Below are 25429 nucleotides of genomic sequence, written 5' to 3'. Positions count from 1 at the left end.
CAACCGAGCAACAGAATACCCTTTCTTTCGGCGAGCTATCGCATAACTCTAAGTCACGCATCATCATATTTTTTATATGATTTAGGATATTTACTCGTGTCCCAAATATATCCCTTAGAAATTAACGTGTCATCGCTAATTAAAAAATATTTATTTCTTTCAATTGAATCATTGTTAGTAATATCTAATTGATACCAATTGCCTTGTATTTTAACCGAATTCCAGGAATGTGGAGTATCTTTAATTTTTCCTATAATAATTCTATTTTCTATACCTGCATAGTTAAACATCTTATATGCGGTCATTGAATACCCTTGGCATACAGTAATAGATGAAGTTAATGCTGAATATACATCTATTGATTTTTGTGTATTATCATAATCATACCTATTTATTATATAGTCATTTATCACTTTTACTTTATCTAAATCAGACATATTGGAATTTATTAAAGATTCCGTAATTCTTTTTAATTCTCTATCTACATATTCTTCTTGCTCCTTTGTAGTTAAATATGTCACATCAAAAGTTGTCTCTATCCCCTCCTGAGTTACCTTTGCAACTGGCCTTATCTCGAGCCATGATCTCTCTAGATAATCATCCTTTGAATATGCATTTTTAATACAATTAAGCGCATTATCCTTAAAATCTATTCTTTCTCCTGTATATACGATAGTAAAATTCCTATCCCTGTTTTCAAGATGCTTATAGATACTATATTCTAATTCTTCAAGCTTTCCAGCCTTTTCATAAGCAAAGGCAGTTACCGAAAAAATCTGCGTTGAAATTAACGTAGTTATGATTCCTTTAAAAAATCTCTTCATTATATGTGTAATCCCCCTAAGATTGCTCTTCTTATCCTGCACATACATAAATAAACAAGCTTATCAAAAATTTAATTATATATCTTTACTAGAAATAAGTAACATATAAGTTAAAGTTACAATCTGTTCATCTATATAAGTTGTTCGCTTTTACTTATATTGTACTTGCTTTATTTATTTTGTAAATATTTATTTTAATACAACTTAACATTTTTTTATGAATCTTCCAATAAGCTTCAATTGACATTAATTCGTTGTGTCTATATAGTATATTTTATATATAATAATAGTGGAGGTAGTATTATTATGATGAAAAAACCTATAATTGGTATAAATTCGGGTAGAGTTATTAAACATGAAACTCCCTATTCCCATTCTGTTATAGAATCTCTTAGCACTGATTACGTTGAATCAGTAGTTAATGCAGGCGGAATTCCTATTATACTGCCAATAATTTCTGATGAAGAATCTATTAGAAGGCAAGTTGAAATTTTAGATGGTGTTCTTCTTTCTGGTGGAATAGATATTAATCCTTTACTATATAATGAAGAACCTACAACTAAATTAGGCTTTATCTTTCCTGAGAAAGATAACTTTGATCTTTTAGTAGCAAAAATAGCATGTGAATTAAAAAAACCTGTTTTAGCTATATGCAGAGGACATCAAATTCTAAATGTTGCTTTTGGCGGAACTCTATATCAAGATTTATCCGACAAGGAAGGTTGTTATATAAAACATCAACAGCAGACAAAAGATGGCGCGGCAACACATACATTGGACATTATGAATGACTCAATTTTAAATAGTATTTTGGGCAATTCTATTGTCAGCAATTCTTTTCATCACCAAGCAATCAAAGATTTAGCTCCTGGTTTTAAGGTTACAGCCCTCTCAAAAGATAATGTCATTGAGGGAATTGAAAAATGTGGTGAAGACTTTGTTGTTGGCGTACAATTTCATCCAGAAATTATGACTGTCTATGGAGATAAAAATATGCTTAAACTTTTTGAAGCATTTATTAAAGCTGCATCAGAAAATGCATGTTTAAAAAACACAAAATAATTCAGAAATCCCAAAATCAAAAATTGATTTAATGCATTCATATTAGACATGCTATATGTTCTTGAATGTATTATGGGATTTTTGAATTTTTTATACCATGTTTTGAAACATCTTTACTACATTTAATATACCATATCCCCATTGTGGGTTTGGGTATGAATCACCACTTCTTTGAATAGCTCCTCTTTGAATATAGGTCTTTACCGTTTGAGAATATATATTAGGGTCATTTCCTTCAACAATTCCCCATTGAAATAACATAGCACAAGCTCCTGCAACTACTGCTGCTGAAACACTTGTACCATTAACAATTGCAGTTGTATTGTTAGGTGCTACAGTTAGAGCATTAACACCACCTGCAGCAATATCTACCCTAACAGCATAATCGCTTAGAAATCCTATTCCCGAATAATTTAAGACAGTGTTATTTGTCTGGTTATAAGCTGCTGCTGTAATTATATAATCTGAAGTACCTGGATTCGTAATTGTTCCATATGGATCTGAAGAAACAAACCTCGTTCCTCCTACACTTACGCCCTCTTGAGGTATCCAAGCATTAAATACCCCATCTAAAATTACTTGCCCCGTTAATTTAAAATTCCAAATTCCTTCTTTTATATCCAAAAGTCTTATACGTATCAGTTGATCACCTGTATACTCTTCCGGCAAATAGTAATTAATCGTCATTGATGTATTTTCCAACACAAATGAATATGTTTCTAAAGCACCAATTTCTGCACTTATTGTTCCTGTGCTTTCACCAGAAGGTGATATTACTGCTAAAGATAATATATTTGGTGAATCAATCCAGATATCAAGTACAATATTTCTTTGCTCTGGAGAAATATATAATTGTATTGTTCTTGAATCATTAACTTGTGGTATGAAACCAGACGTATGTGTCTGACTGGCTCCCTGATTGCCTGTTCCTGTAACTATAGCTATTCCACTTTTTGTTGATATGGAATCCAGATACTGCTCTAAAATGCCATTTCCCTTATGACTTCCCAGATTACTTCCAAGTGGGAAATATATAACCATTGGTCTATTACTTCTTAATGAATATCTATGCAAAAATTCTATCGCCGGAAAAATTGATGCTATACTGAATACAGGAATGTTTATCTTAAATAGGTCCTTATATGCTAAACTCTCTACTAATTTTACAACTACAAAACTACAATCAGGAACCATTCCTTTTAAATTAGGACTTTTGCCAATAGCGCCAATTATGCCTGACATATTAGTTCCATGTCCAATCTCATCTCTGGTTGGGACTATATCATAAGGGGATTGTCCCTGTCTAAATGCATTTATGGCTTGTTGTATTGTGTTTTTATCATAAGTCGCTCCAAATGGTACATCCACACTGCCTGGGCTTCCACCAGTAATTGTTTGATCCCAAATATAATTAATTTTTGTTTCTCCATTTTCACGTATAAATTCTTCATTTAAATAATCAATACCAGTATCAACTATAGCTACATCAACACCAGATCCAGTCAATCTTAAAGGTAATTCTAATTGTAGAAAATTAGCACCAGAAGCTTCTATTGGTGAAATCTGCTGAAGAGTAAAAATATCAGGCACGGCTGCATATACTATTGTTGAGAAAAAAGGTGGATTAATATTTATATCTAACTCCCTATTTGAAGACAATATTGCATATCTATCATTAATTATGGTCACATAATATCCTGGATGCTTTGATACATCTTCCTCTATATTTCCTTCATATTGAACTATATAATGGAAATAATTCTTATCATTAAAAATCTCCCTCGGAGCCACCCTAAAAGTTTTTTCCACTTGTATTCCCCCTCATCTTCGTTTCGGAATTCTAATAAATAAGTTATTAATATAGTACTCATGAGATTCATCATTTCTTATTTCATTTCTGGATTCTAGCTCATTTAAGCTATGCTTAATATTTTCTCTTGTAAATGTTCTGCTAAGAACATTAAATGTTCCTAACAAGTCAAAATCACCGTAACCTATTTCCCTGCTTGGGTATCTAATAGATTGATTTCTATTAGCTCCATACATAAGGTAACTTCTTATTTTTTTTGTATACATGGTTTTATCATTTCCATCTACAATTCCCCACTGCAATAAAAGAGCACAGGCTCCAGCGACTACTGCTGTTGCTGCTGAACTTCCAGAAATTGTCGTAACTCCTCCACCAACATTTGTCGTGAGAATATTTACCCCTATTGTTGAGATATCAGGATTGATTAAGCCATTCGTATTAAACCCTTTCCCAGATGCAGCGATCAATGCATTATTATTTCCATAATAAGCAACTGTGACTACATTAACTGCTTCAGATGGTATAGTTAATGTGCTAAATGGATCAGATTCTAAAAATATTGTGTTTTCAGGAAGTGTACTCTTGGGTTGAAGCCATATATCATATCGTCCATCTATTATATATTCCCCTATTAAATTAATGCTCCATATCCCTGGCTTGATATCTGTAAAATCCATACTTATTACTTGGTGGCCTGTGAAATGTTCTGGCGCATAAAATCTAACTTTCATACTTGTGTTCAAAAAAATAAATCTTACCGGCTGAACCTTATTTATTTTGGGCTCAATAATTGCTGATGATTCTCCTGTAGGAGAAATCACATTTATGGAGGCAACGTTAGGTCTTCGTATCCATATGTAGATGTGAAAATATTTCATTTCTTTTGATATTCTTAAATCTATTACTTTTGTTTCCCCTACAGTTCTAATGTATCCTGATGCGTGTCCTTGTGAATCCCCTTCATTACCAACTCCAGCTACAAAGCATAATCCTCTAATGCTTCCTAAAGATGTTATGTACCTGGAAACTAAATTCGTACCATCATGGCTTCCTTCCGTAGCTCCTACACCAAGATAAATAACCATAGGCTGCCTGCGTTCAGCCGCCACTCTTCTTAAATATTCTAATCCACTTACAATTTCAGCTGCATTATATACTGGATTATACGGAATTCTGTTTTCTTCTATCTCCCTCCTAAAATGTGCTGATTCAAGCAGTTTTACAATAACAAAATTGCATTCATGGGCAACTCCTTGAAATTGAGCAGTAGTCCCCCTGGCCCCAATAATTCCTGCGATTTTAGTACCATGACCTACCTCATCTCTTGATGGCACAATTTCGTACGGATTACCATTATTCCTCTTTGCAATAATTGCATTATTAATTTGTTCATTTGAATATACCTGACCAATAAATACAGATTCATCTGTATTCTCTCTAATAGTCTGATCCCATATACTAACTATTCTTGATGTATCATCTTCGCGTATGAATTCCTCATTTAAATAATCTATTCCAGTATCTACTATACCAACCAACACATTTCTACCAGTTAAATCGAGATAAGGATTTATTTTAAGATTATTTATATTATCAACAGAAGATGGTGATATATCTTGTAATACATACATAATATCGAAATCAAAAAAAACAATTTCAGGTACTTCCCTAAGTAGTCTGTCTAAATCCTTTTCCTGTACTGATATTACTCCAATAGTGTCTGTAATTATATCACCACAAGCATAAGATAAGTTATTCATTCGCTCTTTAAAGTTACCTTTATACTCAATCAAATAATTTGCTGTATTTGGATCATAATATAAATTACAGTCACGTAAAGCAGTCATACTCAACTCCTCATATTACTTGCATTACTATTATATATATTTTCATACTATTTATTTAATGATTCAAATCCTAATTAACAAGCAAAATATAAATTTATTAATAAACCTCTCTACTCTTGTATTTACTTTTTTCTTCATATGATCTACATAATATTGTTTTAATATAAAGTTAATAACTATTTTAAATAGTATTTTATGTTAGGAGAGTGTACAAATGAAAAATTTAATTTACAAATATTTAGTCTACGTCATTTATTTTTTGGGTATCGGAATGACCTCAAGTGGAATAGTATTAATGCCCTTTAATGTTATTAGATATTCCATAATACTATTTGCAGGGCTTAGCCTTTTTATTGCTGGTTCAGTTTTCAATGAAGTGGTTATTGATAAGCATCATATGTCTATTAATGAAAGTATTAAACTTGTTATATTTTCATTAACTCTAGCAATAGGTATAGGTATGATTAGTGGAGGGATATCGCATTTTAAAGAAAGTCCTACTTACGTATCTTATTTGATTCCATTGGGTATAATAATTTCTTTTATAAGCTTTGCCCTAAAAAATAATTTTAAGTTAACTCAAAAAGAAAAACTTATAATTTTCATGGGATGTATTATACTAGTAGTTATTCTCCATATAATCTTAGCTTTTGCAGCAAATAATATGATGATGAATATGACTCCTGGCGGGGATATATTTGATATGAGCCATTAAATTAAGTTTATACCTAAAGCAATGCAAGATTTGGTATGTACATTCTTTTTTAAAACCTGTAAAGAGATCATCCCTATTATTTTAATATTATTATTTTAATTTTTTTATAGATATTGGTTAAAATAACACAAGTATTAAATCTTTAAAATAGGAGGTATCTTTTATGAGTTTTTTACAAAGCCAGGAATCCCTAACTACAATAGAGTGGATTCTTCGTGCTATTATTGCGTTCTTCTTTTTACTGACTGTTGCAAAAATCTTAGGGCAGCGCACTATTGCTCAGTTAAGGCTCCTTGATTTTGTTATAGCTTTAGTAATTGGAAACATAATTGCCCATCCATTATCTGATGAACATCTTGGGCTGAAAGGTTCCATGGTCACTACAGGTGCATTACTTATCCTTTATCTTTGCTGTCTATTTGGTATTCTTAAATTTCCGGTTTTACGAAGACTTGTAACTCCTCCTCCGATTACAGTTGTCAGGAATGGAGAAATCCTTTATACGGGTTTAAAAAAAGCAAGAATATCCATTGATATACTATTAGAAGAGTTGCGTGAAGAGAAAGTTGAAGATGTAAAAAAGGTAACATTAGCAATTTGGGAAGCTGATGGGAAAATTTCTGTTTTTTTAGACCCACAATATGAACCAGTTACTCCTTCATCCCTGCAAATAAAAACAGAACCTTTTGATTTTCCACGTACAATTATTAGGGAAGGTAAAATCAATTTTGAACAGCTAAAACAAATTAATAAAAATGAAGAGTGGGTTGTCTCTAACTTAAAAAACTTATATAAAACTGAAATAAAAAACGTCCTACTTGCAACCATTGATAATAAGGACAATTTTAAGGTTTTTTTGTATAATTAATAAAGGGGGCATAAACATATCCATCCCTATATGGAATTAGTTTAAGCCTCCTTATATTATGAATTCTTATACTCTCTTCCTATGTCCCAACATTTTGCAACTATATCACCTGTTCTTAAATATGTTTTTGTTGGCATTTCAAATAACAAAGGTCTTACCTTTTCATAATTTATCTTTCCATTTTCATCTAGTTTATCTTCCTCTACATGTGTATGAACAACTTTTAAGATAAAATTATCATAATCTTTAGTATCATAAATATCTACTACTTCACACTCCATTGAAAGTGGTGACTTATCTATTATCGGGACATTTTTAAGTTCTCCCATATGGTATTTAAACACTCCAGATTTATCAACTGTATTACCAGATACAATTCCTACATAATCCGCCTCTATTAACATATCTTCACTTACTAAATTAATAGATAGTGTTTTATTCTCTTTAATTCCTTGATTTGTATAATGTGATTTTCTTGAGCTAATCATGATAGTATCCAATCCTATGATTCCTATGTGGGCTATATTAAGCCAATTTACTCTATCTCGAATTACTGTTCCAACAATAGTTGAAGGTGTTGGATAAAGACCTACTACAGATCCAATATTTTTCTTCATTTCTATTCCTCCTCTTACTGTAATCATGATTACCCTTGTATATTGAATTAATTCATGATATTATTCTAACAGTAATTTTCATTTAAGCAATAATGCACTTTTTTGTAACATACTACCCAAAAGGAAAGTGAGTGTAAAATAATGAGTAATATAAAAACATTTAATTGCCCGATTGAAGCACCTATAAGCATAATTGGCGGAAAATATAAGGCAATCATTTTATATCATTTGATAGATAATACGCTTCGTTTTAATGAATTGCAGAAGCTTATCCCTCAAGCCACCCCTAAAATGCTTACACAACAGTTACGGGAACTGGAAAGCGATGAATTAATTAATAGAACTGTTTATCCTGTGGTTCCTCCTAAAACTGAATATTCTCTCTCAGAGTTTGGAAAAAGTATAATTCCTGTAATAGATGCAATGTGCGATTGGGGTAATAACTATTTAAAAAAAGCTGAAACTCAAAATAGCTTAATTTAGCATTTAATTAGTCTATATAATGATGAAGTGCACCTAAAATATCAGATAAAAATCTAGTATTTTAGGTGCACTTAAGTTTTTATATGTCATATTCTTTTATAGTTAATTAAATTCACTCAATCCTATTTCAATTTGTTCTTTACTCTTTTAAGATAATACAAAATATGTATCAATATATGCTACCATTTGGTCTCCTAAAGTAAGATAATAATATACTGGTATTAAGTAATTTGAATAAAATAGTTTTTTCGCTTCAGCATTATTACTTTCAAATGCTCTTATTAAATTTTGTTGCAGCCGTATACTTATAATATAACTATCAGCTACAAATGAAATTTGTTCAGAAAAAAATATATCTGGAAAAGAGTCTTTATATGTATTTTTATGATTTTCTAAATTTCTTCTAACAATATTTAATTGTTGAATAAAATTCTCTAGATCTTTATCAGTATTTTTTAATTGTTCATCCGATGAGTTTCCAGATATATTTATAATAGTTAAATTGGATCTTATTTTTTTAATTTGTTCTAAATTTTGAATAATATTTTCTTTGCCTTTTAAATCCTCTACTTTCGGACCATATGGCGAATTTTGCCTTGTAGTTGGTTGTGCATAGGCTATATTAGTTAAAGTTAGTGTTATAAGTATCACAAACATTATTACTCGTCTTATTTTTCTTCGCATTATTATTCAACTCCTTTTTCGACGATTATTTAAAATCAAATCTACACAGTATTTTAATAAATTATATATATATCTTTTGTTATTTTCGCAACTTCTTCTCTATAAAAATTAGTGTAAAACATCCTAAATTTTAATTTATGTAAAAAAATTGAGACTAATATAAGAAAATATATAAATTTCCCTATATTAGTCTCAACTAAATTATTAATAAAATTTCACAAATTCAGCGGCTGGCTTTCTATACCCTCTAATTTTATTACTACTCTTGTCCATTTTCCCCATAGTAATCATTAGAACAGGCATCTCATTTTCTGGAATATTTAATAATTCACTAATTTTATCTTTATCAAAATATATCATAGGACATGTATCCCATTCTTTATTTTTTGCTAACAACATAAACAACATTGCTGACAAAGATGCATTTCTTATAGCCTCATCATGCTTAAAACCTTCTCCCCAACCTTCATAAAGACTATTGATAGTATTAATCATAATCTCATATTCAGTTTTATCGATCATTCCAAGCATCATTGAGCCTTCATAGATTTTATCTGCAGATAAATAAGCATTTTTATCTCCTGTAACTACTATAGTTGCTGATGCAGTCTTGATTTTGTATTGTTTAAATGATGCATTATAAACTTTTTCCACCAATTCTTTATCTTCTACAACATAATATCTAGCATGCTGCAAATTAAAAGCAGAAGGTGCCAATGAAAGCTCTTTAAATATATCGTTAAAATCTTCTCTAGGTATTGTAATATTTTCTATAAATTTATTCGCTGATCTTCTTTCTCTAACAATTTTTAAAAACTCGTTCACTATTAATCCACCTCTTTTATAATTATTCTTATTTAAATTATTAAGTATTCTATCACCACTTGTCAAACTTTATCTACTTTTAGCACTCTCTAAAATTTATTCAACAAACTTTTCACTTATATATTCCACTCTTAAATACAATTGATGTCAGTATAACTAATAAAAAAACACCTACATAAAGATAAATTTACATCTCCATGTAGATGATTCTTTTATTAATTATAGTAGAAAATGATTATATTTATTATTTAAACACTTTTATACGTTCTTCTAGTGGTTGGAATTGCTTTTCATCTGGCTCTGCTGTTGGTTTTCCAAATGGCATTTGCCCAATTAGCTTCCAATTTTCAGGTATACTCCATTCTTTCTTTATGTCATTTTCAATAAGCTCATTATAATGTTGTAAAGATGCTCCAAATCCTTCAACTTCAAGTGCTGTCCAAATAACAAACTGATGCATTCCGCTTGCTTGCTCTGACCAGATTGGGAAATTATCTTTATATAAAGCAAATTGTTGCTGAAGAGATTCTATTACACTACTATCTTCAAAGAATAGAACTGTACCATACCCATTTTTAAATGAATTTATCTTATCTTCAGTAGAACTAAATTGGTCAGCTGGTACTATCTTTCTTAAAGCTTCTTTTGTAATATTCCATAAATTATCATGATGGTCCCCAAGTAACAAAACTACTCTTGCACTTTGTGAGTTGAATGATGATGGAGTATGTTTCACAGCATGCTCTACAATCTCTTTTATTCTATCATCCGAAACCACTATTTCCTTGCTAATTCCATAATATGAACGTCTATCTGCTACTGCAGTTAAAAAATCTTTTGACATTATTCATTCCTCCTAGTTTATCTAAAATATTATTTTTCATTACTTTTTCTATATGCTATTTGTCTCATATATATTAAATTTCTTTTTTCATTTCTAAAATTAAAATGTGTGAATTCTCTTTCGCTTGGATCAAGATATCTTCCTCAACTATTTCCATTCCATCACGATCATTTAACTCAATCTCATTTATTATGGAGTTACCCTCTATTTGAACTAAATATGCCTGCCTTCTTTCATTAACTTGAAAATTAATCTCTTTTCCTTTCTCAAGTTCTAAAGAATAAACATTTATATCCTGATTTATTTTTATTGGTGCATCTCCATCTTTACTTGAAACCATATGCAGCCATTTGTTTTGTCTTTCATTCCAATCAAATCTATAATCACCATAGTTAGGTTCATAACCTTGTTTATCAGGGAAAATCCATATCTGTAAAAGTCTCGCTCTATCTTGTCCTAAATTATGTTCACTGTGATATACTCCTGTTCCAGCACTCATATATTGCACATGACCACGTGTTATTGTATTTTTATTCCCCATGCTATCTCCATGTGTTAGTTCGCCATCAACTACATATGAGATTATTTCCATGTCTCTATGGGGGTGAGTATCGAATCCTGCATTAGCTTCAATTAAATCATCATTTATAACTCTTAAAACTCCAAATTTTATATTGTTGGGATTATAATATTCTGCAAATGAAAAATGAAATTTACTTTTTAGCCATCCAAGATTGCTACTACCCATATTTCTACTGTCAATCTTTCTTAACATCTTATATCCCTCCTATTGATTGTTATCAACATCTCAATCAAAATTACTATATTAAAACTTATAATTCTTTACCTTAATATTTTTTCTTAGTTAATTACTTTTAGTAAGTTACTATAAATAAATTATTACATATTCATTTTAATTCGTCAAGCATATTTTAAATATAAATTTATAAATATAGAATTTTAACCTTAACTCTTCTACAAATTACAAAACTTAAACATTAATTTTGTATAACTCAAAGCTCTCTCACATCACAATTTTTTTGCATAATAAAAAATAAAGAACCTTCTATTTTAAACAATAGAAGATTCTTTTTGAGTCATGTATTATTTTAATCAAGTCCATTTTTCTGCCCATTTTTGAATTTCATCCATAACACTTTGAAGCGCTCGCCCCTTTTCTGTTAATTCATACTCTATACGTACTGGAGTTTCAGGATAAACCTTTCTTAGAATAATTCCTTCTTTCTCCAATTCCTTAAACCTTTCAGTAAGCATACGAGCACTCATATTAGGAATTGCGTCTTCTATATCTGAAAATCGATTTTGTCCATTCAATAACGTTCTTATAATCAATCCGGTCCATCTTTTTCCTAACAGTTCAAATGCATTTTCAAACCTTGGGCACATATGAAATTTTTCCATATCTAATCACCACCTATGATTATTCTATCATACTTACTATATTAAAGTAAGTAACTTATTAATGTTCCAGTTAAATTAATTATAAAGTATAAAACTATATTTTACTGTCAGCGCTAATTAATACTTAATTTATTTGTTAGAACTTGAAATTATTCACAACTCCTGTAGCTCTATCCACATAATTATCAACTATTTGCTCATTAAAAGAATCATTCATAATACTCAAACTTACTTTTTGTGCCACTAAGACTTATCTTATATCCCCAATTTACAATTAGGTTATAGATTATATTTGTTTTAGATTTTCTCATTCTCTTATAAATAGATTTTAAAGAATAAAACTCTCTCCTAAACCACATGTAACCTTCAAATAATTCTTCTCTACTCATATTTTTAGGAACAAAAGCCACTCTAGTTTTTCCATTGTAATGGCTCCAGTCTCCTGTAATTAATCTATTTTCTTCTTTTAACTGCGAGTATACTGGTGTTTTAGGTAAAGGAGTCAATATACTTACAGTAGCCCCATCTATCCCTAACTCATTGCAAGCATCTAATGTTTTCTTGAATACATCCTTTTTATCTGTATCAAATCCAAATATTATTCCTGCTTGTACACAAATACCATTACTATGTATCTTATCTATTATACTTTTATATTTATTTACATCATTTATACCTTTATTTACACTCCCTAAGCTTTCCTGTGAAAAAGATTCTATTCCAACAAAAAAGTATACACCCCCAGCCTCTTTAGCTAATATTAATAATTCTTCATCTTTACATCTCTCTAATGTTACCTGTGCTGCCCACTTTTTATTAAGTTTTTTCAATTCCATCAATAATTCTTTTGTATAGTCTATATCTCCAAAAAAGTTATCATCCCAAAACACAAAAAATTTACTTTTCATAGTCCTTATTTCAGAAATGACTTCTTTAATAGGCCTAGTCCTAAACGGCTCGCAATAAATCTGCTTCAAATTGCAATAGCTGCACTTATAAGGGCATCCTCTTGAAGAAATAACTGCCCCTTTTGTAAAGTATCTCTTATGAATTAAATCTCTTCTTGCTATTGGCATATTTTTAAGATTAGGTACTTCTTTGCAAATATATTCTGATTTTGCTTTGCCCTCATAGAAATCCTCTAAAAATTCCGGCCATATAATTTCGCCTTCTCCAACCATTATATAATCACAATGTTCCTTTACCTCTTCTGGTAATAGCGTAGCATGAGGCCCCCCCATTACAACCTTAGTATTTCTATCTCTAAACTTCTTAGAGATATCATAACAATGGGTAGCATTTGATGTATTTATCGTTATTGCAACTAACTGAAATTTTTCTTCAAAAGGAATTCTTTGATTATATTCATCTACTAAAGTTATTTCATATTTATTTTCATCTATAAAAGCTGCTAAATATGGCATAGTAATCTGAATAAAATTGTTAAATTGACTCTTTCTAAATCTATTAATCTCCTCATTTTCAGGTGTTATTAAAAGTATTTTTTTCTTCATTACCCATCTCCAACATCTATATTATGTAACATAATAACCTACTAATAATTCACTACCATTTATATATTGATGTCTTTAAATAATTGCACAGTATAATAACTTAGAATTCATTAATGATACTACTAATATTTCCATCTGTAATGCCCATGAATTGGATTATGAAACCAACTTAATTTAGCCTCTGATGCATGTGGATGAGAATTATGAATGACAAAAGGAATACCATCCTCATCTCTTTTATCTGAAATTATACCAATATGCTCATATCCCTCAATAAAAACTATTATGTCTCCAGGCTGCCACTCTTTTAAATTATTGATATCCCCCTCCTTGAATTCTGTGGTTAAATTAATACAATTCTTTTTAAAAAACACATCTTGATTTAAAACTCTCCTAAAATCAATATTTGGATCCGGCTTTCCGTTTACTCCTTTATATTGAGCCATATTTTCTTTAATATCTTTATCTATTAAATCCTTTATTGATACATTTATACCTTTAAATCCTCGCCATATTACATCAGTACAGACTCCCTCACCATCTGGTGGATATCCTCCTACATAATATGCATCTTTATATACCGTTTCCTGCTCTGCTTCTTTTCTCGCAGAGTTTACTATATCTATAGGATCAGCTATTCCATTTTCATTTTTATCAACCTTTGAACTTTCATCTGGAACATCGACTTTTTTAATTGGCAATTTATCAATAATTTCCTCAACTTTGCTATTCAATTCACTATTTGATTTATTATATTGAAATTTTAATACTGCTCCTGTGGCCGCTGAGCATATAACTACTAAAATTGCTAACTTAAAAATTACTTTTGTTTTTTTCACAGTTCCCCCTATTAAAAGAATATATATTCTCACTATTTTTTAATTATGTTCACTCCAATGTGTCTTGGATAAAATCTTATCATTCTTTATCGGACTATATAATCCATTATAATCCAATTTTTTTATATATGGAATTACTTTGATTATTATTTATCTAATTAAACATTTTGAACCCAAAAAAGTAGGGAAACTAAGACAAATACAGTATGTGTACTTGTGTTAGTTCCCCCTTGTAATTATTTGCTATGATATAAGCCATAAGGCGAGTTATATAATTTTAAAGTTATAATTTTTCTTTATTAGATAATTCTAGTAAGGATTTTGCTAGTACGTCTACCCCTAAAGCTATATCTTCATAGTCTGTCCACTCATCTGGACTATGACTAATTCCGTTTTTACTTGGTACAAATATCATAGCTACATGTGTAAATTCGCCTACAAACATCGAGTCGTGATATGCTCCACTTATCATCATATCATATGGAATCTTCTTTTCTTCACAACTTTCTCTTAATATATCTACAATAGTTTGATCGCATTTCATAGGTACATCATTATTCTCTTTAATTAGATTAACTTCAACCCCTCTTTTTTCTTCGACCTTCTTAATCTCTTTTATTAGCTCTTCTATAAGTTCTGTTTTTGTTTCAAATTCACAGTCTCGAATATCAATAGAGAACTTCACTTTACCTGGAATTACATTTACAGCATTCGGGATTACTTCTACTCTTCCAACTGTTGCTGTATTATATTCACTATTACATTTAAGTGCAAGCTTTTCTAGAATTAAGGCTATTTCACAACTAGCTGTGTATGCATCTCTTCTATCTTCCATAGATGTGCCACCAGCGTGAGACTGACATCCAATTACTTCTACAGAGTAATTGGTAGGTGCACAAATAGTCTTAACTATCCCAACTGGCAATCCCTTTTTTTCAAGCTTATTATTTTGTTCAATATGCAATTCTATTGCTCCAAAAACTTGTCCTTTTTTTACTTGTATATCTTTGAATTTATCAAGATCATAACCTAAGTCTGTCAAAACAGACTCCAACGTTTTTTCATTTTCATCTTTTAACTTCTTTGTATCTTCTAATGTTAGATGGCCAGCCATTGCACGGCTACCCAAACAACACAATCCGAATCTTGTAGGCTCTTCTGAAGTATATACAACGACTTCTATACTTCTATTGAATTTTATACCTGACTCTTTAATAAGTCTAAGAGCCTCCATACCTCCTACAACGCCTGCCATTCCATCAAACATGCCTGCATTAAGTACAGTATCTATATGTGATCCGGTCCAAACTGGCGGAAGATTCGGTTTGCTTCCTACTAATGTCCCAAATATATTTCCTATACTATCTTCTCTTACAATAAGTCCGAGTTTTTTCATTTCGCTTTTAACATATTCTCTGGCTTCTATCTCGCATTCTGTAAAAAGCACTCTAGTTGTACCAAAGTCTGGAGTAGAATTATAGGTATTAATTTTATCTAACCAATTCTGTATATTTGCCGCATTTGCTTTCTTTAGCATAATTATCACCTACACTTACATTACATTTTGTGGAGTACCTCTTAACCATTTTTCGATGTTGTCAAAAACAATGACAGCTCTCTTTTCAAAAGCTTCTGCTGTAGCAAAAGCAACATGAGGAGTTACTATTAAGTTCTTAGCTCCAAATAATACATGATTAACTGGTATTGGTGGTTCAACTTCAAATACATCTACGCCTGCGCCTGCTATTTTTCCACTGTTTAACGCTTCTGCAAGTGCAGCACTATCTACAACGGGGCCTCTTGCTGTGTTAATTAGAATTGCACTTTCTTTCATTAATAATAACTTTTCACTGTTTATTAATCCTTTTGTAGTTTCATTTAGTGGGACATGGAGTGATATAATATCGCAAGTTGACATTAAAGTATCTAAATCTACATATTGAATTCCTTCAACTTCTTTTCTAGTTCTGCTATAAGCATATACTTCGCAGCCAAATGCTTTAGCAATCCTTGCAGTTCTCATCCCTATTGCTCCTGCACCCACTACTCCAAATTTCTTACCTTCAAGTTCAAACCCAACAAGCCCATTTTTAGTTCCACCTTCTCTTGTCACCTTATCACAAGGTATAATATTTCTATAAAGAGAAATAACCATACCAAATACTAAGTCTGCAACTGCAACAGTTGAATACCCAGCACAATTACATACCATAATATCTTTTTCTTTGCAGTAATCCATAGCAACATGATCTACTCCAGTAAATGCGACACATATCATTTTTAAATTAGGACAATTTTCTATTACTTCTTTTTTATATGGAAGATTAGAAAGAACTACAGCATCTGCATCCTTACTTCTTTCTATTAATGTTTCAGTATCTTCTACTCTTGTATCATAATATATTATGTCTACCTCACTTCCTAAAGTATCCTTTGCCATGCCTAATAATTTATCCTTATTTACACCTAATGGCTCTAATATTACTAATTTCATTTTATTAATCTCCTTTAATAATAATTGTATTTGTGAAATTTATTTAATTATATAGTCCTTATTTATTCCTCCTAAGAAAATAAATGAATCCTATATCCAACTGCTATTTTTGAATAAATACTATTTTTTAAATCATATTGACTTACAGAGTCACATCTCTGTTACAATCCTTTGAGTAAATATAAGCAAAATTTTCTGTCCCTACACCATAAGCACATTGTGGTACATATGGACCAAACCACATAAAATCTTCTTTCTTTATTCCCATCCATGTATTATCCATTAAATACATTCCTTCTCCACTTAATATATAGGCACCATGTTCTTGTACATGAGTTTCCACGAATGGATGACATCCACCTGGTTCAAAGCATAATATATGCATATTCATGTCAAATCCAAGATCTGTTGGAAGTAAATCTTTTATAAATACATTTGCCATATCATCATAAATTCTATATTCAATGTCATTTACATTTCCTACTACCACTTTAGCTTCTAAGTCTTCATATTTTATATATACTTGTTTATATAAAAGTATTTTTGCAGCCTCTGATCCAATATTTTTAAAACTCATACCCATGCCTTCTGGTGCAAAAGCATATCCTCCATCACTTAATAAGTGTTTTTCATTTTCTATTACAACTTCTACACTTCCATTTACAACATAAATAAAGCTTTCAATTTTTTCTTCCTTTGCAAAAGGTGAGGTTGTGCCTCCTCCCACTTGTGCATCTATAATATATTGTACAAAACTTGCACCCATTTTGGGTGAAGCTACAATGCTCACCTTGCAATCTTTAATATTTGGTACTACATTGTTTACTAGGCCTTCTTTTGGTATTACAGCCCATAAACCTGGCTTAACCACTGCTCTTGTTGATAATAAGTCTTTAGGATATCCCATTTCTATCTCTCCTTCATTTCTATTTATATATTAACTATTGCATCTAATGCTACTAAAGCAGCTTTAGCCAAATGCTCATAGCTAGTAAATTCTTCTTTGCAATGACTTCTTCCGGCTTTGCTTGGAACAAATATCATAGCCGTGTCTACAGCCTCTGCCATAGGCAGACTATCATGTCCCGCTCCGCTGTTTATATGTTCATATAAAAACTTTCTTTCTATGCAGCTTTTTTCAATTTTTTCTTTTAAACCTTCATTCATATCTACAGGATTTATACTCAATGTGCTTGTAATCGAATATTTTGAATTATACTTACTCGTAATATTTTCAATCCGTTCTTTTATTTTTTCATATATAAAATTAACTGCTTCCTGTTTTGTGCTTCTTATATCTATACTAAATGATACATTTTGTGCGATTGTATTGATTTCGTTTGGGAAAACCGTTATACTTCCTACAGTTGCAACTGCATTTTTATATGTTCTCGCAATATCTCCAATATTTGATATAACTTTTGTAGCAACTTCTACTGCATCTATTCTCATATCCATTGGAGTCGTGCCTGCATGATCTGCTCTTCCTTGTATGCCTACCATATATCTTTTCATTCCAACAATAGTATCAACTATCCCAATATCTTTTCCATGTTTCTCAAGAACTGGACCTTGCTCAATATGAATCTCTAAAAAAGCTTTAATATCTTCCAAATTTCTTTTTGCTTCATATATCCTATCTGGATTTAAACCATACTCTTTCATTGCATCATATATGCTTATATTATCTGAATCTTTAAATGCTTCTAAATCTGAAACCTTAAGCTGACCAAGCATAGCTTTACTTGAAAAAAATCCAGATTTAAATCTAGCACCTTCCTCATCATTGGTACCAATTATTTCAACAGAATATTTAGATGAAAAATCTTTTTCTTTAAGTAGTCTTGCCACCTCTAATCCACAAACAATTCCAGCAATGCCATCAAATTCTCCTCCGTATTTTACGCTGTCATAATGTGAACCTATAATAATAGTTCTTTTTTCTTTTCCTTCCAATCTCCCAATAATAGCTCCTGATTCATCTATTCTAGTTTTTAAACCAATCTTCTTCATTTCATCTTCTAGATATTGAACCGCCATTTTCGCTTCTTTTGTAAAGGGAAATCTCGTGACTCCATTGCCACATGTAGATGTGAATTCCCTTAATGCTTTTAAATGTTTTTCTATATTTTTTGCAATTTCATTTATCATAATCATCACTTTCCTTTAAGACTCTACTGCACTTGTTATTCCGTCTTTTTTCCACTTAAATAAAATATTCTCTAGAGCAGTAAGCAGACAAAAGAAGAGAGTGTATAAAATACCGATTAATATTGCAGCCAAAAACATATCGGCCATCTTAAACCAATTTTTTGCGTCTACAATTATATATCCTAGCCCTGAAGATGCTCCCATCATTTCTGCCACTACCAATGAAGAAAACCCTAATCCAAGACACGCTTTCATTCCTGAAAAGATATTAGGCATAGCTGAATTCAATATTATTTTTGTAAATACTTGAACTCTAGATGCACCTAAACTTACCGCTGATCTAATAAGTACTGGATCTGTATTTTTTATTCCATCAATTACATACGGTAACATCGCTATAAATGTTGTATATGTTATTAATGTTATTTTTGAACCTTCCCCAATCCCAAACCAAATTAAAAACATTGGTAAAAACGCAAGAACCGGTATTGGCCCAAACATATTAACTATAGGCATTATCAAATTCTCAATCCATTTAAAGTTTGCAATTAGAGACCCTCCAATAACAGCTATAATAGTTCCAATCATAAATCCGCCAAGCATTCTATATAAGCTTATCCCTATATGCTTAAACAAAATTCCTTTTTGAAAATAGTCATATCCTGTCTGAATAATTAAAGTCGGTGATGGTAAGAAAACTGGATTAAACCACCCTTGGTAAACATTAATTCTGCTAGCCATTTCCCATATAATAAAAAATATAAATAATGAAAGGATCTTATACCACTTATTTCTCTTTTCCCTTATTGCTTGCTCAGTCTTTCTAGATATACGTGGCACATTAACTTCCGCTTCTACTTTCTCATTTATGCCTTTTAATATTGTTTCCGGCTTCATTTCATATACCTCCATTTTTATCCCTCCATTTCTATTCTGTTATTACGGCTTCATCTAAATTATCTGTAAGCCCTTTTTCAAACATTTCAACATACTTCATAAATTCAGCACTCTTAGTATTTCTAGGCCTTGGTATATCTATTTTCTCTAACATCTCTATCTTGCCTTCTTTTAATAAAACAACTCTATCTGCTAAATACACTGCTTCTGGTACACTGTGAGTAATAAAAATAATAGTTTTATTTGTTGCTTTCCATATTTTTATTAACTCTTTTCTCATAGTATCTCTTGTCATAGCATCTAATGCTCCTAAAGGTTCATCCATAAGCAGTACTTCCGGATCATTGGCTAGCGCCCTTGCTATACCAACTCTCTGAGCCATACCCCCTGATAAACTTGATGGATATTTATTTTCATATCCTTGTAGACCTATTAAATCAATATATTTATCAACTATTTTTTTTGAATCTTTCTTCTTTTTTATCTTTAATCCAAACTCTATATTTTGTGCTACCGTATACCAAGGAAAAAGTGCATGTTGTTGAAATACAACACCTCTTTCTGCTGATGGCGCCTCCACCTCTTTTCCATTAACTAAAATATTTCCATTGTCTGATTTTAAATATCCTGCTATTAGGTTGAGTAATGTAGATTTACCACAACCACTCTTCCCTAAAATACAAATAAACTCTCCGTCTTCTATATCTAGTGAAAAATCATTTAATACATATTTTAACTTTCCTTCGCATTCATCGAATGCTTTAAATACTCTAACTAACGATACACCCATAAAATTTCCTCCCTTGCACAAAAAGACGCAAAACAATAATTTGTTTTGCGCCTTTGCAAATTTAATTTATTCTTAATTAAAAGTAATTTTAACAATCAAATAACTTGTCCCTCAGGTTAATTCTAGTTTAATATATCAAATTAATATCTACAATGGTAATGTGCACATTTTTTATATATTTTGTTGTGCATATATCACATTATTTTTGACACAATTGCTAAAATATGATAATATTTTTTCAAGCAATGGTGCTAAACAAGGCCCCATTGCTTTTTATTTTCAAAAATTAAGGAGGTAATTTTATGACTTTGGAATGGTTAATAAATAGTACAGAATTAAATAATTTTAAATGTGTTGCGGGCAAGAATAAACTTAATAACCACCTATCAAGCGTAAATATATTAGATAATCCTGATGTAATACGTTGGATAAAAAAGGACGAGTTAGTGCTCACAACAGGTTATATATTTAAGGATAGCAAAGAAGCACAGATTAATATAATTAGAGAATTAAAAGAGACTGGCTGCTGCGCCTTAGGTATCAAAATCAAACGTTTTTTTGAAACAATTCCTGAAATAATGATAGAAGAAGCAGAAAAAGTCGGTCTTCCACTAGTAGAAGTCCCATTTTATTATTCCTTTTCTGAGATAAGCAAATTAATATACAATAAAATATACTCCAATGAACTTAATAATGATCTACTTCAATATAGTATTATTAATAAACTTTCCTCAGCATTTTTTGAAAATCAAGGTCTTGATGTTATGATTAATGAATTATCTCATTTTATAAATAAATCTATTATAATTACAGATTGTGATTATAATGTCTTTTCCGCCGTATTCAGCTTAGATTATAAACATCTAATAAATGAAATAGATTTGCCCAAAATATCTCCTACTGAAATTGCTTCTCATATTAGCCATACTGAAATTAGCGATACAGCTTATAGAAAGCTAAAAATAAATGATGAGGTATTTCGTTTTTTTGTACTGACGTTACCAAACTTTACAGGCCTGGTATGTGTCTTAATTGACGATAATGATATTTCTTCATATGATAAACTTCTGCTTGAGAAAGCTAAAAATATAATTTCTTTAGAAATAACGCAATCTAACAAAGCAAAGAGCTTTTCAAACTCCTACCACAATTTTTTCTTTGATTTTTTGATATCTGAAAATGCAAGAAGTGAAAAGGACATTTTAGAAATATGTAATTTTTATGATTTTGATTATACAAAGAAACGTGTATGTGTTTCCTTTGTTTTGGAGAATTGTGGCAGTGATCAACATAGAAATAAAATAATATCCACCCTGCAACAAGCAATTTCCAATAAATTTCGTGACCATCACGGTTTATTTTTATGTGCAAACAATAATATATTAAGCCTATTTCTATTTTATAAATCAGAACAAAGTAACATTTGGGCTGTAAATAATACTTATAATATTATTTCCGATTTTTATAATAAGTTAGGTGATAGTATAAGTTGCACCATAAACATTGGGATAAGTAGATGTCATTCAGGAATAAACTCTATACGTACTACTTTTAAAGATACACTAAATTGTATAAACTTAAAAAAACATCAAAACGATGCTGATCATATTTGCTGCTATACTGATAAACTAGAATATCATCTTCTTTCTACTCTGCCTGAATCGTATTTACTAAAACTATGTGAGGATACTATAAGCCCATTAATTGAATTTGATAAAAACAATAATGCAAATCTTATTGACACATTAAGAATATATTATCAAAGTAAATTTAATTCAACAGACACTGCGAAGAAATTATTTTTGCATAGAAATACTTTAATTCATAGATTAGATAAAATAAAAGAGTTGCTGCATAGTGACTTTATAGATAATGATAGAATGTTCTCCATATATCTCGGAATTTGTGCGTATGAAATTCTTAAAGATTAACTTTTGTGCAAATAGTTATATTTTTATACGTTATTTATGCAACTTGCCTATTATCATACAAAAAATTACTGTTATAATAATAATATAGTAAAATTTACTACAAATTTTACTGAGTATGAAAAATTAATAATCACGTGATTTTTACAACGGCGTAAATATAAATAACTATTTATATTTATGCCTTTTTTTATTTAAATTAAGCAATATCATCACTTGATAAATTACTAAATGATTGAGGGGGAAATTAAAATGAAAAAATTTAGGCTAAAAAATTTATTAACTATCTTCACTACTTTTGCAATACTTACCACTTCACTTTACGGTTGTGGTAATTCTGCAAATACGGCACAAACTTCTACAGCTAACGATAAGAAACTGTTTGAAATAGAGGCATACGGTGTGGTTGATCCTCAAATATCAGCACAACAGATTATAGCTGATAAAAAAGGATTTTTTGAAGAAGAAGGTTTAAAAGTAACAAATAAATTATTGCAATCTGGTGGTGATATTTCACCTTTAATTTCTGGTGGCAGCGCTAAAGTATCTTTCGAAAGTACCTATACAGATATTGCTCTTGCTGCAAATAATGTTGATGTAAAGATGCTAGCAACCATGGCTAACATAGGTGATACACAATGTGTAGTAGCTAGTAAAAATGTAACTATTAATAGTGCCAAAGATATTGAAGGCAAAAAGATAGGTATAGCTTCTGGTGCTGGTGTACTTATAGCTATACGTAATATGTGCAAAGATTTAGGTGTCGATGTAAACAAAATTCAATTTGTCATCCTATCACCTTCTGATCAAATTTCTTCATTAGAACGTGGAGACATTGATATGATGGCTTGTTGGGAACCATGGGTTTCAAATGCAGTAAAGACAGGAGGAAAATTATTATTCAGTGGATTGAATTCTTATTTACCTGAAAAAACTGGTCCTGTTGAGTGGCTAAATTTCCATACTACTTTGCAAGTTACTGGAGACTTTCTAAAAAATAATCCAAAACAAGTAGAATTATTACTTAAAGCGCTATCAAAGGCAACTGATTATATAAATAAAAACCCAGAAGAATCTGCTAAGATAATAGCTCCTGAAATCAATCTTGATGAAAAACAAGTATTAAGTATTATGAAAAAAAATGTGTATACTATGAAATTTGATAAATCATTTATAGATTCTTCAAATGAAATGGCAGCCTTTATGCATGAAATGGGAAATATTAATTCTGTTCCAAAGTTTGAATCATATGGTGACCCTACTCCTTTAAAAAATGCTGTTCCAGAGCTTGTAACAGCCAGTTAATTCTCATTATAAAGACGTATACAATTTACACAATTAGATTATTTGGTCTTTATATCACAACAAAAATTTTACAATAAGGGATGTTAATTATGTATGATTTATTAATTAAAAATGCAAATATTGTGACTTGTAATAATATTTCTTTTGGAAGTGTAGCTGTTAGTAATGGAAAAATCAAAGATATTTTTTTAACTGATGAAACAATAGATGCTAAGCAAATATTAGATTTAAACGGTAAATATCTATTTCCTGGTTTCATCGATTGCCATGTGCATTTCGATGAACCTGGCTATACCCTGCGTGAAGATTTTAGTCATGGTACTGAAGCTGCAGCCATAGGTGGAATATCAACAGTTATAGATATGCCATTAAATAATAAACCGCCTGTTTCTAATAAAGATATTTTTGAGGATAAGTATAACTTAATAAAAAAGAAAGCTTTTATTGACTATGGTTTCTGGGGTGCTCTTGTAAACTATAATATGGAGGACCTTAATGAATTAAGTGAAGCCGGTGCTTTGGCTTTTAAAAGTTTTATTTGTGATGCGGGTAAAGATTATACTTCTTTAGACTTATATGAAGTTGAAAAAGCCTTATTAATATTAAAAAACTTTAACGGTCTAGCTGGTTTTCATTGTGAAGACTATGATATGATACAAAAATTACAAAAAGAAAAATTGTCTGAAGGTAGAATTTCTGCAAAGGATTATTTAGATTCCAGGCCGCTAGAAGCCGAATTAATTGCAACTAAAAATGTAATAGCTATTGCAGAAAAGACTGGCAGTAGAATTCATATATGTCATGTTTCTCATCCTCTTGTTGCAGAGGAAATCAGGAAAGCAAAAGCAAAAGGTATAAAAGTTACTGGAGAGACATGCACCCATTACCTAATGTTTACTGGAGATGATTTAATACATAAAGGGATGTTATTTAAATGTTCTCCTCCATTAAGAACTAAGGAAGCTTGCGAGGGGCTGTGGGAATATATCTGTGATGGAACTTTAGATTGTATTTCCTCTGATCATTCACCAGGCACAATTGAAGAAAAAACTGAAAATGATCTTGGTGCATTTGGTGCCTGGGGTGGTTTAAGTGGTGTACAAACTACTGTCCAAATATTCTTCGACCAATTAGTAAATCATCATAAATTAAGCCCTTCCATAATGGCTAGAGCATTAAGTAAACGTCCTGCTGAAATATTCGGTATATACGGCATAAAAGGTGATATTTCAATTGGTTTTGATGCAGATTTTACTGTTATTGATCAAAATGAAACATGGAAAATTTCTGAAAATAGTTTAAAATATTTAAATAAAATTTCAGCTTTTGTTGGTTTGGAGGGCAAAGGTGCTCCTGTTTTGACAATAGTACGTGGAAAAATAATTGCTAAAGATGGCAGCATAGTTATAAATTCAGGTTATGGAAATTTAATTAAACCTATCAAATCTAATATTTAGTTTTACAAAGGTGTAAACATAAAAATTCTATGTTTATACCTTTTCTGTTATAT

At 30.7% G+C, this 25429-nt stretch carries 24 protein-coding genes; 7 read left to right on the top strand and 17 right to left on the bottom strand.

All coding sequences use genetic code 11. The features are described from left to right. Positions 1 to 53: 53 nt before the first annotated feature. Entirely contained in the window at positions 54 to 824 is a 771-nt protein-coding gene (locus D2A34_RS05965; protein ID WP_119366024.1) for a transglutaminase domain-containing protein, read from the bottom strand. A 306-nt stretch (positions 825 to 1130) separates the two neighbouring features. Here D2A34_RS05965 and D2A34_RS05960 point away from each other — a divergent pair, with 306 nt between their 5' ends. Then, positions 1131 to 1886, top strand: a complete 756-nt coding sequence (locus D2A34_RS05960) for a gamma-glutamyl-gamma-aminobutyrate hydrolase family protein (RefSeq protein ID WP_243128254.1) — start codon at positions 1131 to 1133, stop codon at positions 1884 to 1886. 90 nt (positions 1887 to 1976) lie between these two features. On the opposite strand, the gene D2A34_RS05955 is transcribed toward D2A34_RS05960, so the two are convergent. Next, positions 1977 to 3695 carry a S8 family peptidase gene (locus D2A34_RS05955; RefSeq protein ID WP_119366023.1) on the bottom strand — a complete coding sequence of 573 codons (1719 nt, stop codon included), beginning with the start codon at positions 3693 to 3695 and terminating at the stop codon, positions 1977 to 1979. Positions 3696 to 3707: 12 nt separating this feature from the next. Continuing rightward, entirely contained in the window at positions 3708 to 5543 is a 1836-nt protein-coding gene (locus D2A34_RS05950; RefSeq protein ID WP_119366022.1) for a S8 family peptidase, read from the bottom strand. Between the two features lie 214 nt (positions 5544 to 5757). Here D2A34_RS05950 and D2A34_RS05945 point away from each other — a divergent pair, with 214 nt between their 5' ends. Together D2A34_RS05945 and D2A34_RS05940 are read left to right on the top strand one after the other, a co-directional pair. Continuing rightward, the gene (locus tag D2A34_RS05945) at positions 5758 to 6258 is read left to right on the top strand and encodes a hypothetical protein (protein ID WP_079441247.1); all 501 of its coding nucleotides are present in this window, start codon (positions 5758 to 5760) and stop codon (positions 6256 to 6258) included. Between the two features lie 163 nt (positions 6259 to 6421). After that, a complete protein-coding gene (locus D2A34_RS05940) occupies positions 6422 to 7126 on the top strand; it encodes a DUF421 domain-containing protein (protein WP_119366021.1) in 705 nt (234 codons plus the stop codon). A gap of 56 nt (positions 7127 to 7182) precedes the next feature. On the opposite strand, the gene D2A34_RS05935 is transcribed toward D2A34_RS05940, so the two are convergent. Beyond that, positions 7183 to 7743, bottom strand: coding sequence for a flavin reductase family protein (locus tag D2A34_RS05935; protein WP_119366020.1), 561 nt, complete (start codon positions 7741 to 7743; stop codon positions 7183 to 7185). A 141-nt stretch (positions 7744 to 7884) separates the two neighbouring features. On the opposite strand from D2A34_RS05935, the gene D2A34_RS05930 reads away from it, so the two are divergent. Then, the gene (locus D2A34_RS05930) at positions 7885 to 8226 is read left to right on the top strand and encodes a winged helix-turn-helix transcriptional regulator (protein WP_119366019.1); all 342 of its coding nucleotides are present in this window, start codon (positions 7885 to 7887) and stop codon (positions 8224 to 8226) included. 147 nt (positions 8227 to 8373) lie between these two features. Here the strand turns inward: D2A34_RS05930 and D2A34_RS05925 are convergent, their stop codons facing one another. The 13 genes from D2A34_RS05925 to D2A34_RS05860 all read right to left on the bottom strand — a co-directional run bounded on the left by D2A34_RS05925 (position 8374) and on the right by D2A34_RS05860 (position 20686). Then, positions 8374 to 8910 (bottom strand): hypothetical protein, encoded by a 537-nt coding sequence (locus tag D2A34_RS05925; RefSeq protein ID WP_119366018.1) that lies wholly within the window; start codon positions 8908 to 8910, stop codon positions 8374 to 8376. A gap of 204 nt (positions 8911 to 9114) precedes the next feature. After that, positions 9115 to 9735 carry a nitroreductase family protein gene (locus D2A34_RS05920; RefSeq protein ID WP_119366648.1) on the bottom strand — a complete coding sequence of 207 codons (621 nt, stop codon included), beginning with the start codon at positions 9733 to 9735 and terminating at the stop codon, positions 9115 to 9117. A 244-nt stretch (positions 9736 to 9979) separates the two neighbouring features. Beyond that, positions 9980 to 10579 carry a nitroreductase family protein gene (locus D2A34_RS05915; protein ID WP_079442309.1) on the bottom strand — a complete coding sequence of 200 codons (600 nt, stop codon included), beginning with the start codon at positions 10577 to 10579 and terminating at the stop codon, positions 9980 to 9982. A 73-nt stretch (positions 10580 to 10652) separates the two neighbouring features. Then, entirely contained in the window at positions 10653 to 11354 is a 702-nt protein-coding gene (locus D2A34_RS05905) for a pirin family protein (RefSeq protein ID WP_079442311.1), read from the bottom strand. A 338-nt stretch (positions 11355 to 11692) separates the two neighbouring features. Beyond that, entirely contained in the window at positions 11693 to 12001 is a 309-nt protein-coding gene (locus tag D2A34_RS05900) for a winged helix-turn-helix transcriptional regulator (RefSeq protein WP_079442312.1), read from the bottom strand. Positions 12002 to 12210: 209 nt separating this feature from the next. After that, positions 12211 to 13515, bottom strand: a complete 1305-nt coding sequence (locus tag D2A34_RS05895; protein WP_119366017.1) for a B12-binding domain-containing radical SAM protein — start codon at positions 13513 to 13515, stop codon at positions 12211 to 12213. 122 nt (positions 13516 to 13637) lie between these two features. Next, entirely contained in the window at positions 13638 to 14354 is a 717-nt protein-coding gene (locus D2A34_RS05890) for a DUF1287 domain-containing protein (protein WP_119366016.1), read from the bottom strand. Positions 14355 to 14637: 283 nt separating this feature from the next. Then, the gene (locus D2A34_RS05885; protein WP_119366015.1) at positions 14638 to 15891 is read right to left on the bottom strand and encodes a M20 family metallo-hydrolase; all 1254 of its coding nucleotides are present in this window, start codon (positions 15889 to 15891) and stop codon (positions 14638 to 14640) included. Between the two features lie 15 nt (positions 15892 to 15906). Continuing rightward, the gene (locus D2A34_RS05880) at positions 15907 to 16848 is read right to left on the bottom strand and encodes a 2-hydroxyacid dehydrogenase (RefSeq protein ID WP_119366014.1); all 942 of its coding nucleotides are present in this window, start codon (positions 16846 to 16848) and stop codon (positions 15907 to 15909) included. Positions 16849 to 16990: 142 nt separating this feature from the next. Next, positions 16991 to 17755: a (S)-ureidoglycine aminohydrolase gene (gene allE, locus D2A34_RS05875; RefSeq protein ID WP_079440775.1), complete on the bottom strand. Its 765-nt coding sequence runs from the start codon at positions 17753 to 17755 to the stop codon at positions 16991 to 16993. Between the two features lie 23 nt (positions 17756 to 17778). Further along, entirely contained in the window at positions 17779 to 18999 is a 1221-nt protein-coding gene (locus D2A34_RS05870) for a M20 family metallo-hydrolase (RefSeq protein WP_243128253.1), read from the bottom strand. 15 nt (positions 19000 to 19014) lie between these two features. After that, the gene (locus D2A34_RS05865; RefSeq protein WP_079440777.1) at positions 19015 to 19911 is read right to left on the bottom strand and encodes an ABC transporter permease; all 897 of its coding nucleotides are present in this window, start codon (positions 19909 to 19911) and stop codon (positions 19015 to 19017) included. A gap of 16 nt (positions 19912 to 19927) precedes the next feature. Then, positions 19928 to 20686, bottom strand: coding sequence for an ABC transporter ATP-binding protein (locus D2A34_RS05860; protein WP_119366012.1), 759 nt, complete (start codon positions 20684 to 20686; stop codon positions 19928 to 19930). Positions 20687 to 20988: 302 nt separating this feature from the next. Between D2A34_RS05860 and D2A34_RS05855 the strand changes: the two genes are divergently transcribed. The 3 genes from D2A34_RS05855 (at position 20989) to allB (ending at position 25376) form a co-directional block, all read left to right on the top strand. After that, positions 20989 to 22617 (top strand): PucR family transcriptional regulator, encoded by a 1629-nt coding sequence (locus D2A34_RS05855; RefSeq protein WP_119366011.1) that lies wholly within the window; start codon positions 20989 to 20991, stop codon positions 22615 to 22617. Positions 22618 to 22866: 249 nt separating this feature from the next. Beyond that, positions 22867 to 23919 carry an ABC transporter substrate-binding protein gene (locus tag D2A34_RS05850; protein ID WP_119366010.1) on the top strand — a complete coding sequence of 351 codons (1053 nt, stop codon included), beginning with the start codon at positions 22867 to 22869 and terminating at the stop codon, positions 23917 to 23919. Between the two features lie 89 nt (positions 23920 to 24008). After that, positions 24009 to 25376, top strand: coding sequence for an allantoinase AllB (gene allB / locus D2A34_RS05845; RefSeq protein WP_119366009.1), 1368 nt, complete (start codon positions 24009 to 24011; stop codon positions 25374 to 25376). Positions 25377 to 25429: the final 53 nt, after the last annotated feature.

The sequence above is a fragment of the Clostridium chromiireducens genome, from assembly GCF_003575225.1.
Lineage (GTDB): Bacteria > Bacillota > Clostridia > Clostridiales > Clostridiaceae > Clostridium > Clostridium chromiireducens.
This window is presented reverse-complemented; position numbering and strand designations above follow the sequence as displayed.